Source organism: Sediminimonas qiaohouensis DSM 21189 (assembly GCF_000423645.1).
Lineage (GTDB): Bacteria > Pseudomonadota > Alphaproteobacteria > Rhodobacterales > Rhodobacteraceae > Sediminimonas > Sediminimonas qiaohouensis.
The window spans coordinates 1-13267 of the sequence record NZ_AUIJ01000008.1 but is presented as its reverse complement, the minus strand read 5'-3'; the positions used below and the strand labels follow the sequence as shown (position 1 = coordinate 13267).

Annotated in this window: 14 protein-coding genes and 2 tRNA genes; 10 read left to right on the top strand and 6 right to left on the bottom strand. The window is 62.7% G+C overall.

The genetic code is table 11. The annotated features are described in order from the left end of the window. Positions 1-58: 58 nt before the first annotated feature. The 3 genes from G568_RS0108475 (at position 59) to G568_RS0108465 (ending at position 3231) form a co-directional block, all read left to right on the top strand. Entirely contained in the window at positions 59-1060 is a 1002-nt protein-coding gene (locus tag G568_RS0108475) for a TRAP transporter substrate-binding protein (RefSeq protein WP_026757619.1), read from the top strand. Between the two features lie 98 nt (positions 1061-1158). Continuing rightward, a complete protein-coding gene (locus G568_RS0108470) occupies positions 1159-1851 on the top strand; it encodes a TRAP transporter small permease (protein ID WP_026757618.1) in 693 nt (230 codons plus the stop codon). Positions 1852-1854: 3 nt separating this feature from the next. After that, a complete protein-coding gene (locus G568_RS0108465) occupies positions 1855-3231 on the top strand; it encodes a TRAP transporter large permease (RefSeq protein WP_026757617.1) in 1377 nt (458 codons plus the stop codon). A 199-nt stretch (positions 3232-3430) separates the two neighbouring features. Here G568_RS0108465 and G568_RS0108460 read toward each other — a convergent pair whose 3' ends face one another. The 4 genes from G568_RS0108460 to G568_RS0108445 form a co-directional block, all read right to left on the bottom strand. Then, positions 3431-4045, bottom strand: coding sequence for a GyrI-like domain-containing protein (locus G568_RS0108460; RefSeq protein WP_026757616.1), 615 nt, complete (start codon positions 4043-4045; stop codon positions 3431-3433). Positions 4046-4165: 120 nt separating this feature from the next. Further along, complete coding sequence (gene tpiA, locus G568_RS0108455) at positions 4166-4918, bottom strand: triose-phosphate isomerase (RefSeq protein ID WP_026757615.1); 753 nt, start codon at positions 4916-4918, stop codon at positions 4166-4168. 119 nt (positions 4919-5037) lie between these two features. Next, positions 5038-5418: a HesB/IscA family protein gene (locus tag G568_RS0108450; protein WP_026757614.1), complete on the bottom strand. Its 381-nt coding sequence runs from the start codon at positions 5416-5418 to the stop codon at positions 5038-5040. Between the two features lie 127 nt (positions 5419-5545). Further along, positions 5546-5908, bottom strand: a complete 363-nt coding sequence (locus G568_RS0108445) for an SUF system Fe-S cluster assembly protein (RefSeq protein WP_026757613.1) — start codon at positions 5906-5908, stop codon at positions 5546-5548. Between the two features lie 176 nt (positions 5909-6084). Between G568_RS0108445 and tgt the strand changes: the two genes are divergently transcribed. Both tgt and lon read left to right on the top strand, forming a co-directional pair. Next, on the top strand, positions 6085-7215 hold the full coding sequence (gene tgt, locus G568_RS0108440; protein WP_026757612.1) for a tRNA guanosine(34) transglycosylase Tgt: 1131 nt from the start codon (positions 6085-6087) through the stop codon (positions 7213-7215). A gap of 435 nt (positions 7216-7650) precedes the next feature. Further along, on the top strand, positions 7651-10053 hold the full coding sequence (gene lon, locus G568_RS0108435) for an endopeptidase La (RefSeq protein ID WP_026757611.1): 2403 nt from the start codon (positions 7651-7653) through the stop codon (positions 10051-10053). A gap of 116 nt (positions 10054-10169) precedes the next feature. Here lon and G568_RS0108430 read toward each other — a convergent pair whose 3' ends face one another. After that, complete coding sequence (locus G568_RS0108430) at positions 10170-10364, bottom strand: hypothetical protein (protein ID WP_026757610.1); 195 nt, start codon at positions 10362-10364, stop codon at positions 10170-10172. A gap of 134 nt (positions 10365-10498) precedes the next feature. Here G568_RS0108430 and G568_RS20675 point away from each other — a divergent pair, with 134 nt between their 5' ends. Together G568_RS20675 and G568_RS0108415 are read left to right on the top strand one after the other, a co-directional pair. Next, a complete protein-coding gene (locus tag G568_RS20675) occupies positions 10499-10972 on the top strand; it encodes an HU family DNA-binding protein (protein ID WP_245582916.1) in 474 nt (157 codons plus the stop codon). Positions 10973-11026: 54 nt separating this feature from the next. Further along, positions 11027-11101, top strand: a tRNA-Val gene (locus G568_RS0108415). A gap of 45 nt (positions 11102-11146) precedes the next feature. On the opposite strand, the gene G568_RS0108410 is transcribed toward G568_RS0108415, so the two are convergent. Then, positions 11147-11614: a MaoC family dehydratase gene (locus G568_RS0108410; protein WP_026757608.1), complete on the bottom strand. Its 468-nt coding sequence runs from the start codon at positions 11612-11614 to the stop codon at positions 11147-11149. A gap of 132 nt (positions 11615-11746) precedes the next feature. On the opposite strand from G568_RS0108410, the gene G568_RS0108405 reads away from it, so the two are divergent. The 3 genes from G568_RS0108405 to G568_RS18535 form a co-directional block, all read left to right on the top strand. Beyond that, positions 11747-11822, top strand: a tRNA-Val gene (locus G568_RS0108405). 236 nt (positions 11823-12058) lie between these two features. Then, positions 12059-13036: a hypothetical protein gene (locus G568_RS0108400; protein WP_157084339.1), complete on the top strand. Its 978-nt coding sequence runs from the start codon at positions 12059-12061 to the stop codon at positions 13034-13036. After that, positions 12984-13267 (top strand): IS5/IS1182 family transposase (locus tag G568_RS18535; RefSeq protein WP_037373917.1); only part of this gene is annotated, 284 nt, incomplete at its 3' end. The genes G568_RS0108400 and G568_RS18535, both read left to right, overlap by 53 nt.

Below are 13267 nucleotides of genomic sequence, written 5' to 3'. Positions count from 1 at the left end.
TCGCGCTTAGCCCGCAAAGGGCCCAATGAAATATCTCAATTTCTGGGAGGAGACCGAGATGAAATATCTGGCAACAGCCGCGACCGCGCTGGCCCTGAGTGTCACCGCACAAGCCGCAATGGCGTCGTGCGAAGATGGCGAGATCGTCATCAAGTTCAGCCACGTGACCAACACCGACAAGCACCCCAAGGGGATCGCCGCCACGCTTCTGGAAAAGCGCGTGAACGAGGAGATGGACGGCAAGGCTTGCATGGAGGTCTTCCCGAACTCGACGCTCTATAACGACAACCAGGTGCTTGAGGCGATGCTGCAGGGCGACGTGCAGATGGCCGCGCCCTCGCTGTCCAAGTTCGAGCAGTTCACCAAGAAGTTCCGCCTGTTCGACCTGCCGTTCATGTTCAAGAACATCGACGCCGTTGACGAGTTCCAGAACTCGAAAACCGGGCAGGAGATGAAGGAATCGATGACCCGCCGCGGCCTGCTGGGCCTGGCGTTCTGGCACAACGGGATGAAGCAGATGTCGGCCAACAAGCCGCTGCTTGAGCCCTCGGATGCCGAGGGCCTGAAGTTCCGTGTTCAGAACTCCGAGGTGCTGAAGGCGCAGATGGCAGCCCTTGGCGGCAGCCCGCAGCCGATGGCGTTCTCCGAGGTTTACGGTGCCCTGCAAACCGGCGTTGTGGACGGGCAGGAAAACACCTGGTCCAACATCTACGGCAAGAAGTTCTTCGAGGTGCAGGACGGCGTGACCGAAACCAACCACGGCATCATCGACTACCTGCTGGTGACATCGACCGAATGGTGGGACAGCCTGCCCGACGACGTACGCGAGCAGTTGGGCACCATCGTCGAAGAGGTGACCGCCACGCGTAACGCCGAATCCTACAAGGTGAACCAGGAGGCCAAGCAGGCGATCATCGATGCCGGCGGCACCGTGCGCACCTTGTCCCCTGAGCAGCGGGCCGCATGGGTCGACACGATGAAGCCCGTCTGGGAGGAGTTCAAGGACGACGTCGGCGAGGAAAACATCGCCGAAGCCCAGGCGATCAACGCCAAGCACTGATCCCGGCGATAGCCGCTTTGCCCGGCCCGATGCATGCGATGACATCGGGCCGGGTGTTTTAGGCATACCTGAATTAGGCCCGAACAAGGGAGGCGTGCATGCCTGTTCCCCCAGATCATCATGATACGGCGCTCGGACGGTTTGTGGACGAGTTCGAACGCACCGCCATTGCGGCCCTTCTTGGCGCGATGACCTTGATCACCTTCATCAACGTGGTGTTGCGCTACGGGTTCAATACCGGCCTCATCTGGGGGCTGGAGGCGGTGACCTTCCTTTTTGCGTGGCTGGTCCTGTTCGGCGTCAGCCACGCCGTCAAGATCACGGCCAACCTTGGGGTGGATGCCCTGATCAATTACTTCGCACCGCCCCTGCGGCGTGCGATCGGGCTGTTGGCGGTGGCGCTGTGCCTTGTCTATGCCGCGCTGCTGCTCAAGGGCGCGTGGGATTATTGGGCCAATTTCGCGAACCTGCCGCAAACCACCGGCCGGTGGTTCCCGACCGGGTTTGAGGAAATGGGGCGCACGTCGTACCGGGCGTGGTACGAGGTGATCGACATTCCCTTTCCCGAATGGCTCCGCTGGATCGAGCCGTTGATGAACGAGGGCGAGCATTATGAAAAGCTCCCGCGGTTCATCCCTTACGCCATCTTGCCGCTTGGCGCCGCGCTGTTGATGTTCCGCTTTGCGCAGGCGGCGGTGCGTCTGGTGCGCGGGCAGGCAACCGGCCTGATCGTCAGCCACGAGGCCGAGGACGCCGTATCGGACGTTCGCCACATGAACGAAGAGGACTAAACCATGGATGTCGCAGTTCTTTTCGCGATGGTGGTGGGGATGATGCTGATCGGGGTTCCGATCGCGGTGAGCCTGGGGCTGTCCTCCATCGTCTTTCTGTTGGTGCTTGGCGATACGTCGCTGGCGTCCATTGCGCAGACATTCTTTCAGGCCATGGCGGGGCATTACACGCTGTTGGCCATTCCGTTCTTCATCCTGGCGTCGTCGTTCATGTCCACGGGCGGCGTGGCGCGGCGGATCATCCGGTTCTCGATCGCGGTGGTGGGGCATTTCCACGGCGGTCTTGCGATCGCGGGGGTGTTTGCCTGCATGCTGTTTGCCGCCCTTTCCGGGTCCAGCCCGGCAACCGTGGTCGCCATCGGCTCGATCGTCATCGCGGGTATGCGGCAAGTTGGCTATAGCCGTGATTTCGCCGCAGGCGTGATCGCCAATGCCGGCACCCTTGGCATCCTGATTCCGCCCTCAATCGTGATGGTCGTCTACGCCAGCGCGACGGATGTGTCGGTGGGGCGGATGTTCCTTGCCGGTGTCATCCCGGGGATCCTGGCCGGTACCATGCTGATGAGCACGATCTATATCATCGCGCGGGTGCGCGATTTGCCCAAGGGCGAATGGCTGGGCTGGGGCGAGGTATTCGCCAGCGCCCGGGATGCCGCTTGGGGGCTGTTCCTGATCGTGATCATTCTTGGCGGGATCTATGGCGGAATATTCACGCCGACCGAGGCGGCCGCGGTCGCCGCAGTCTACGCGTTCTTCATCGCCAGCTTTGTCTATCGCGACATGGGGCCGCTTGCCCGCCCCGAGGGCGAAGGCAACCTGACCCTGATCCAAAAGCCGATCGCGCTGATTACCGCGTTTTTCCATCGCGACACGCGCGATACGCTGTACGAGGCGGGCAAGCTAACCATCACGCTGATGTTCATCATCGCCAATGCCCTGATCCTCAAGCATGTTCTGACAGACGAGCAAATCCCGCAGCAGATCGCCAGCGCGATGCTGGCGGCCGGGTTCGGCGCGGTGATGTTCCTTGTGATCGTCAACGTCATCCTGTTGATCGGTGGTCAGTTCATGGAGCCATCGGGCCTGATCGTGATCGTGGCGCCCCTGGTGTTCCCGATCGCGATTGAGTTGGGCGTCGATCCCATTCACCTTGGCATCATCATGGTCGTGAACATGGAGATCGGCATGATCACGCCGCCGGTGGGCCTCAACCTGTTCGTGACATCGGGGGTTGCGGGAATGCCGATGTTGCGGGTGGTGCGCGCGGCGCTGCCGTTCCTTGCGGTGCTGTTCGTGTTCCTGATCATGGTGACGTATATCCCGGCCATCTCGATCTGGTTGCCGACAACCTTCATGGGGCCGGAGATCATTACCAACTGACAATCGGGTCTGTTCGGGAATTGGATGACTGGTTGAGGTGCCGCGCATCGCCGTGCCGTCACGCCGGAGGCGTGCCGATGATGGGCGGCGCCCCTGCGGGGCGACGGGCGGCCCGGCGATGCGCGGCGGGCCTCGCCCTTGATTCCGCGCCGTTCCTTGGCGGGTGCCGCGTGCGGGCGGCAGGGGGCAGCCTCTAGCTCTACAGCTTCCGAAGCGGCTGCCGCAGAATGGTTTTCAGCTTTGCCGCTTCGGTTTTCCGAGGATCGCCAAGATAGATCTCGTGATGCGGTCCGTTGAAATCGACCCCCAGTGCCGGCATGACCTCGCCGTGGAGGTGCTTGAGCAACGGGCCTTCATCGTCGTAGCTGCCGACATGCAGGGCCTGCAAGACCCGGCCTTCGTCATAGGGCTCAAACCGCAAGGTGGGGGGCTTGTCGTCCCGTTTCGCGCCCGTCTTTTCGACGGCCTTGTCGAACATCTCGCGGTTTACGAAATCGGGCACCATGATCATGAGCGTCCACTGCCAGCGGTCTTTTTCGCGCCTGACGAAGGTGCCCGGGTCGTCCGACCACCACAGGCCTTCAAGGGGCGGGACGACATAGTCGCGACCAAGTTGCGCCTTTGCCGCGAATTTCATCGCGTAGCTGACACCGTAAAGCCACTGCACCGCCGTTTGAAATGCCTCGGTGGTGTTCGGGTCGCCCGCGCCGTCGACCTTTACGAAGGACAATTCCGGCACGATGGTTTCGACGAACTTCCCCTTGGGCGGATTGAATAGCTCGCGCAGGGACTTCTTCAGGTCGATCTTTTCCATCGCCCGCTCCGCAGTCTTGGAAAACTCCGGTATCGTGCCCGAAGGCGTGCCGGCCCACAAGGCGCGCAATGCCGCAGGCCGTGCGCTGAGTGAGCGGAACGCAGAGCGCCTGCCGGGCGTTCAGGAGGCCGACAGGGCCGTTATGATGGGCGTGAAATCGCTTTCTTTCAGGCTCGCACCGCCGACCAGGGCGCCATCTACATTGGGTACACCAAAGATCTCGGCGGCATTGCCGGGCTTGACCGACCCGCCATAGAGCAGCGGCACGGCCGCGGCGGCGGTTTCGCCATATCGCGCCTTGAGCTGTTCGCGCATGAAATCATGCACCTCGCCGATCTGGTCCAGCGACGGGGTGCGTCCGGTGCCGATGGCCCATATCGGCTCATACGCGATCACCAAGGCGGACGGCGGGCCATCGCTGCCCTCAAGCGCGCCGTCGATTTGTGCGCCGATCCGTTCCAGCGTCCGACCTGCGTCCCGCTCGGCCAGCGACTCGCCCACGCACAGGATAGGGCGCAGACCGGCATCGCAGGCCGCGACAAGCTTGGCCCGGATCAGGGCGTCATCCTCGCCGTGGTCGGTGCGCCGCTCGGAATGGCCAAGGATCACGTCGCGCGCGCCTGCATCCAATAGCTGCTGCGCCGCGATGTCGCCGGTATGGGCGCCGGACCCGGCGCTATGGCAATCCTGCGCGCCAATAGTGATGGGGTGGACGGCCACGTGCTGTGCCGCTTCGGAAATAAGCGTTGCGGGTAGGCACAGCGAGATATCGACGGCCGGGTCGGGATGGGCGGCGGCAAGCGCCATGATCTGCCCCAGATCGGCGCGTGTGCCATTCATCTTCCAGTTTCCGGCGGCGAGCTTGTGTGCCATGCGCGATATCCTCTGTCTGGATTTACGTGATCATCCACGCTTCATGCCACAACAGGGGCACAGGCCCAAGCGTGTTGTCTGCCGGTTCCGACGAAACCAAACCGCGCGGCGCGCCGGGATCACCCTTGGCTTTGTTCGGCAGTCAGTTCGTCCACGTCCTTGAACTTGATGGATTCCCCGCAACCGCAGGCATCGGCCACGTTAGGGTTGTTGAACTTGAAGCCAGACTCCAGCAATGACACTTCGTAATCGATCTGGGTGCCGAACAGGAACATCTGCGCCATCGGCGCGATCATCACGCGCGCGCCGTCCTGCTCAACAACCTCGTCGTTGGGGTCCACGTCCGAGGCGTAGTCCATGGTGTATTCCATGCCCGCGCAGCCGCCTTTCTTCACGCCGATGCGCAGGCCCTTGTGGCCTTCCTTTTCCATCAGCTTGGAGATTTGGCGGGCTGCCGCGTCGGTCATGGTGACAGCCTGTTTTCCGGGTATTCCGAACATGGTCTACATCCTGTCTGTTGCGCCTCGATCGAGGGGAGGGGCGATACGCTCCCCCTCAAGATAAGGCGGCTCAGCCCGTTGGTCAAAGCACGGCGCGCGATTCATTTCAAAAAGGGTGCGCGCGCGGCTACATGAAGCCCAGTTCGAGACGCGCTTCGTCGCTCATCATGTCCATGCCCCAGGGGGGCTCCCACGTGAGTTCCACGTCAACCTGCTTGACGCCTTCCAGCGGCTCGACCGCGTCGGCGACCCATCCGGGCATCTCGCCCGCCACCGGACAGCCCGGCGCGGTCAGGGTCATGACGATATGAACTTCGTTCTCGTCGTTTATCTCGATCGTGTAGATCAGGCCGAGATCAAAGATGTTCACCGGGATCTCGGGGTCGTACACGCTGCGGCAGGCCTCGACTATCTGCTCGTGCAGGGGGTGATCGGTGCTCGATGGCTTGATCAGCGGGGCACCTTCGAGAGGCTCTGCGTTCTGTGTCATTTCGGGCTCTCCGTCCGTCTTACCTGACTGAAGATATAAGGATATGGGCCGCCCGCGTCCAGTGCCCGGGCAGAAATCGCGGCGCGGACCGGGGCGGGCATTCCGCCGCACGGGGCGTGATCGCCCCCTTGGCAAGCGGGTGAAACTGTCCGATAGGAGGGGCGAAAGGACGCGCCATGCCCCCCAGATTCCAGTTCACGCTCAACAAGACCGACGGCGCCGCGCGCGCCGGGGTGATCAAGACCCCGCGCGGCGAGGTGCGCACCCCCGCCTTCATGCCGGTTGGGACCGCTGGCACGGTGAAGGGGATGCTGCCCGAAAGCGTCGCCGCGACGGGCGCCGATATCCTGCTGGGCAATACCTATCACCTGATGCTGCGCCCCGGCGCCGAGCGGGTGGAGAGGCTGGGCGGGCTGCATCGGTTCATGAACTGGGATGGGCCGATCCTGACGGATTCGGGCGGCTTCCAGGTGATGAGCCTGGCCGGCCTGCGCAAGCTGTCCGAGGAGGGGGTGCGGTTCAAATCCCATATCGACGGCGCGGTTCACGAGCTGACGCCCGAGCGCAGCATGGAAGTTCAGCGCCAGTTGGGCAGCGATATCGTTATGTGCTTTGATGAATGCCCGGCCCTGCCGGCGACCGACGAGGCGGTGGCCGAGAGCATGCGCCTGAGCATGCGATGGGCCGCGCGATCGAAGGCGGCGTTCGGGGACCGGCCGGGGCATGCCCTGTTCGGCATTCAGCAAGGCGGCGTCAATCGCGACCTGCGCGCCGAGAGCGCCGAGGCCCTGCGGGCGATCGAATTCGATGGCTACGCCGTTGGGGGTCTGGCCGTGGGAGAGGGGCAGGAGGCGATGTTCGGGGTGCTGGATTATGCGCCCGCGATGCTACCCGAGGACAAGCCGCGCTACCTGATGGGGGTGGGCAAGCCCGACGACATCGTGGGCGCCGTGGCGCGCGGGATCGACATGATGGACTGCGTCCTGCCGACCCGGTCGGGGCGGACGGGGCAGGCGTGGACGCGGCGGGGGATGGTCAACATCAAGAACGCCCGCCACCGCGACGATGCCCGGCCACTGGACGACGGATGCGCGTGCCCGGCCTGCCGGGGCTACAGCCGGGCCTACCTGCACCATGTTTTCAAGTCCGGCGAGATGATCAGCGGAATGCTTCTGAGTTGGCACAACCTGCAATATTTCCAGGACCTGATGGCAGACATGAGAACCGCGGTCGAGGCGGGCCGGTTTGAGGAGTTCAGGACCGGATTCGAGGCCGAATACCGGCGGGGCGACATCGAGCCGCTGTAGGCGTGAGTGGGGTGGCCTCGCTGTGGGATGGTTTTTTGATCGCTATATTACGAAGAAACTCGGGCGAACGGCGGGACACGTGAACGGACATTGATATCGCGCGCTATCGCGGGCGGGGGTATTTCGTGCTTTTGCTGATCCGGGGGCGGCGCGGCGCGAAGGCGGCACTGGCAACATGGGCGGCGGCAGGTATCGCCCCCGCTTGACCAATCTGCCCCGTCTTGCGGGCGCCGTGGGCCGGGGCGGGCGCTACTGTGCCGGATTCGCGGAAAATGGCGCTTGTGGCGTGGTCATGAGAACGGCATTGTGGGGGGCAGATAGCGTCGTGCGCGGTTGAATTCCGCCCCCGATCACCCCAGATTGTTTCGGACAGGAAACGGACAGGGTCGCCGATGATCGGGGCCGCCCCGTTTTGCCAAATGACAAGGAATGAGTATGCAAGAGCCGTTGAACGCATCCTATCCCGTGCTGCCACTGCGTGATATCGTGGTGTTCCCGCACATGATCGTGCCGCTGTTCGTGGGGCGCGACAAATCCGTGCGCGCCCTCGAAGAGGTGATGGGCGACGACAAGCAGATCCTGCTTGCCAGCCAGATCGACCCGGCGGTCGATGATCCGGACCGCGACGGGATCTACAAGGCCGGGGTTCTGGCCAATGTTCTGCAACTGCTGAAACTGCCCGACGGCACCGTGAAGGTGCTGGTCGAGGGGGTCAGCCGGGTGCGGATAGTCGAATACCTGGACAACGACTCGTTCTTCGAGGCGCGGGCCGAGTACCTGACGGAAATGCCGGGCGACGCGGCCACCGTGCAGGCGCTGCAACGGTCGGTGGCGGCGGAGTTCGAGCGCTACGCCAAGATCCGCAAGAACGTGCCCGAAGAGGCGATGGTCTCGGTCTCGGAGACGGAAGAACCGGCGCGGCTGGCCGATCTGGTGGCGGGCCACCTGGGCGTGGAAGTGGAGCAAAAGCAAGAGCTTCTGGAGACGCTTTCGGTGTCCGAGCGGCTTGAGAAGGTCTACGGCCTGATGCAGGGCGAAATGAGCGTTCTGCAGGTCGAGAAGAAGATCAAGACCCGCGTCAAGAGCCAGATGGAGCGCACGCAACGCGAATATTACCTGAATGAGCAGATGAAGGCCATTCAGAAGGAGCTGGGCGATGGCGAGGAAGGCGAAGGCGAACTGGCCGAGCTGGAAGAGCGCATCGCCAATACCAAGCTGAGCAAGGAAGCGCGCGAAAAGGCCGAGGCGGAGCTCAAGAAGCTCAAGAACATGAGCCCGATGAGCGCCGAGGCGACGGTGGTGCGCAACTACCTCGACTGGATGCTGTCGATCCCGTGGGGCACCAAGAGCCGTGTCAAGAAGGACCTTGGCCGCGCCGAAAAGGTGCTGGACGATGATCACTATGGCCTTGAGAAGGTCAAGGAACGGATCGTCGAATACCTGGCGGTGCAGCAGCGCAGCAAGAAGCTGAAGGGTCCGATCATGTGCCTTGTCGGTCCGCCGGGCGTGGGCAAGACGAGCCTGGGCAAATCGGTGGCGCGGGCCACTGGGCGCGAGTTTATCCGCATCTCGTTGGGCGGTGTGCGCGACGAGAGCGAGATTCGCGGCCACCGGCGCACCTATATCGGCTCGATGCCGGGCAAGATCATACAGGCCTTGAAGAAGGCCAAGACGACCAACCCGCTGATCCTGCTGGATGAAATCGACAAGATGGGGCAGGATTTCCGCGGCGATCCGGCCAGTGCGATGCTGGAGGTTCTGGACCCCGAGCAAAACAGCACCTTCACCGATCACTACCTTGAGGTGGAGTATGACCTGTCGAACGTGATGTTCCTGACCACGGCCAACAGTTATACCATGCCGGGGCCGCTTCTGGACCGGATGGAGATCATCCCGCTGGCGGGCTACACCGAGGACGAGAAGCGCGAGATCGCGAAGCAGCACCTGCTGGACAAGCAGATCAAGAACCACGGCCTGAAGAAGGGCGAGTTCGAGCTGACCGACGAGGCGCTGACCGCGATCATCAGGCACTACACCCGCGAGGCGGGCGTGCGGAACCTCGAGCGCGAGATCGCCAAGGTGGCGCGCAAGGCGGTGACGCAGATCGTGCGCAAGCAGGCCGATACGGTGACGGTGACGCCCGAGAACCTGAGCGATTTCCTGGGCGTGCAGAAGTACAAGTACGGCCTTGCCGAGGAAGAGGACCAGGTCGGTGTCGTGACCGGGCTGGCGTATACCTCGGTCGGCGGTGAGCTGTTGAATATCGAGGCGCTGCGCCTGCCGGGCAAGGGCCGGATGAAGACCACCGGCACGCTGGGCGACGTGATGAAGGAATCGATCGATGCGGCGTCAAGCTATGTCCGCTCGATCGCGCCCGAGATCGGGATCAAACCGCCGCGCTTTGAGAAGTGGGATATCCACGTGCACGTGCCCGAGGGCGCGACACCAAAGGACGGGCCAAGCGCGGGTTTGGCGATGGTCACGTCGATCGTGTCGGTCCTGACCGGTATCCCGGTGCGCAAGGACACGGCGATGACCGGAGAGGTCACGCTGCGCGGCAACGCCCTGCCGATCGGCGGCCTGAAGGAAAAGCTGCTGGCGGCGCTGAGGGGCGGCATCAAGCGTGTGCTGATCCCGCGCGAGAACGAGAAGGATCTGGCCGAGATCCCCGACAACGTCAAGGCGGGGCTGGAGATCATCCCGGTGAGCCACGTCAGCGAGGTTCTGGAGCAATCCCTGACCCGCAAGCCAGAAGCGGTGGAATGGGACGAAGAGGCCGAAGAGGCCGCCGCCGCGGCGCTGAAGGAAAGCGGGGGTACGCAGGCCACCGCGCATTGAGCGTGGCAGCCTGAGTAGCATACCGACGTAGCAAAGGGGCGGTGCCGATGGCGCCGCCCCTTATTTGCGTGGAACCTGGCAGGGCCCGGGTAGAGGCGCCGCCCCATCCGGTGACGTTACTGCGCGAGGACGGCAACGATGCCGATCAGCAGCGTGCCAAAGACCAAAACCGCGTCGGACGCGCTGGAGGTGGCAGCCTCCTCCTCGACCATGACCGGGGCCATGACGGCCGGTTCGGAATAGCCGCCAGCGTTGGCGGCGGGCGCGAGGCAGGCGGCAGACAGGGCCGCGGCGAGTGCAAGTTTCTTCATGTTATCCCCCATAGGCAAAAATGCCCCAGCAAATTCTTGTGGCAGTCCGCCGCACAGGTCAACTGCTTGCTATCGATTGAACATCTATGTTGCTATAGTGCTGCACGAATTGAAACAATAACAGGCAGAGTATCATGGCAAAAGCGAGCACACCCAAATCCACGTCGCGCACCGTGCGCAGCGCGGGCAGGTCCGCGACGGCCAAGACGGGGGCTACGACGAAACCCGCCTCGACCAAGAGCGCGACTCGCAGCGCGGCGGTGAAATCCGCGACCGAGGCCGCGCCGGCGCCCAAGGTGGTTAGCGAAAGCACGCCCACGGCGTCCTCGCCCGACATGAAGAAGAAAGAGCTGATCGACACGGTCGTAGAGCGCTCGGGCATCAAGAAGAAGGACGCCAAGCCGGTGGTCGAGGCGATGCTGGCGGTTCTGGGCGAGCAGATCGCGGCGGGGCGCGAGTTGAACCTGATGCCGTTCGGCAAGCTGCGCATCAACCGCGTCAAGCAGATGAGCAACGGCCGCGTGGTGGTGTGCAAGCTGCGCCAGAGCACGTCAGTCGTGAACGCCGCGCCGGAACTGGCGCCAGCGGATGAAACGCCGGACGAATAATGCGGCGTTGCCCTCTTGCGAAGGTCGGGCACTGCGGCTAAAAGGCCGCGCAACGGGTGATTAGCTCAGTGGTAGAGCGCTTCGTTCACATCGAAGATGTCAGAAGTTCGAATCTTCTATCACCCACCATTTCCCCTTCAAACGCGCCACAACCGGGCGCGTTTTGGTTTCCCCTCAGGTCAGGCGCAACAGGTACTTTTGCATGCCTTCGGCCACCAGGACGCTGTTTTGGTTATGAATGGTGAGCGCCAGCGTCATCACGCCGGTGGTGCTTCCGGGGGCGAGATCGGTGATCTCGAACGCGGTATAGAGGGTATCGCCGCAATAGACGGGCGCGAGGAAGCGGCTGGATTGTTCAAGAAACCCGATCAGCGCCTCGCCCATCTGGTGGGCCAACGGGGTGGCGCCTATGGCGGCCTGGCACAGGGTCATGTAGCCGTGGGCGTACAAATCGGGGTGCCCCAGCCGCGCCAAGTAGGCGCGATCGTAGTGAATGGGGTGATTGTCGCCGCTGGCGGCCTGGAACGCGGTGAATATGCCCTCGGTCATGGTGCGGGACGGGGCGAGGAACCGCTCGCCCACGCTGAAATCCGAGAACCGCCGGGCGGGGTGCATCTGGTGGTTTTGCGGATCGAATGACATGTGCGGGCGGACCTTTATCGGTGGCAGAGGGCATGGCCCGCCATCGTGCAGGGGCGGGGGGCGATGTCAACACGGCGGAATTGCACCATCCCTCTTGCGCCCCCCTCGCGCATTGGCTAAAGCAGCCGCTGAGGGTGATTAGCTCAGTTGGTAGAGCGCTTCGTTTACACCGAAGATGTCGGGAGTTCGAGTCTCTCATCACCCACCATCGTAAAGCATTGAAATCGCGAAAGTTCCTGATTATCAGGGGATTGCGCTGCCTCATCTGGTACATAGAGGCGGTACATCATGAGACGAGCGATGCCCAACCCGGTTCGGATACAATCGACATACTATCTACGGGTTCACGTCCCGAATGACGTAGCGAGTCGCGCGGTTGGAACCTCGATTGCGATCCCTATTGGGGATGCTTGGATAACCCGGACAGTGAAAGCCGGTAGTCCGGTGAAAGCATCGCTCAGGACCAAGGATTGGGGTGAAGCGCGGAGGCGGTTCCTGAACGCTTTGGCTGCGGTAGACGCACACTGGGACGCGATCAGGCGTGGCGATGCGGGGGTGACAGAGCTTACCCATAAGGATGCTCAGGCGCTTGCTGGAGAGGTTAGGGCGCTGTTCGTGCAGGTGCTGGATGAAGACCCCGGCGAACCAGAAGTGTGGTCCCGTGTGCTTGAAGCGGATCGCGCGGCGCTCACAGGGACGATGCACCCGCTCAAGGTGCCCACTAATGCGACCATTGCACATGATCTTGAAACACGGTTCGGCGGTTTTGCTGATGTCGTCCTCGCGAAGCACAGTTTGCGTGTCGACGCTGCTTCACGTCACAAGCTGCTAAAGGCTCTGGCGAAGGCGATGGCAGACGCTGCAAGGGTGAACCATTCCAAGGCTGAGGGTGACTATTCGGACAGCGGCGCGACGGACAGATACCCAGAGTACAAGTCGAAGGCCGCAGCAGCGGCCAACGGGAAGCGGCTCACCTTTGGGGCGGTGATCGACAGAGAGGTCACCACACGGGCCGCAGGGCGTGATGCTGCGCCATTGCCTGCCAGATCAGAGGGCAAATTCAGGCGGGCTGCGGAGGAGTTTTGTGCCCACCGCAAGGACGATTGCCTGACGAATGTCACGGCATTGCAAGGGGACGCTTGGAAGCAGTCCATGCTTGAGGCTGGCAAGCTGTCCAACGCCACTATTGCGCAGCGTCTACAGAACGTGATGACGGTGATCGAATGGGCAAGGGCGCAAGGCCTTGGCGCGGTATTTCCCGATGGCAATCCCCTGAGCTTGGTCAGAAGGCCGAAGGGCCAATCCGGGCTCTGTTGCACAAAGCGCGTGAGGGATTCATGTCGCGAATCCAGTGTGGTAGCTGGGCGACATGAGCAGACCCACACCCCCAACCTACAAGACCAGGAACTGGCCGGCCTATAACGAAGCGCTCAAGCGCCGTGGCTCGCTGACAGTCTGGTTTGACCCGGAGATGATCTGGGAGGCTGCGCCGACCGGTAAGCGCGGTCGGCAGCAGACCTACAGCGACACCGCTATCCAGACATGCTTGACGATGAAAGTGTTGTTCGGCATGGCGCTACGCCAGACCACAGGCTTCGTCGAGAGCCTGCTGCATTTGGTCGACCTGGACTGGCAGGTGCCCGACTTCAGCAC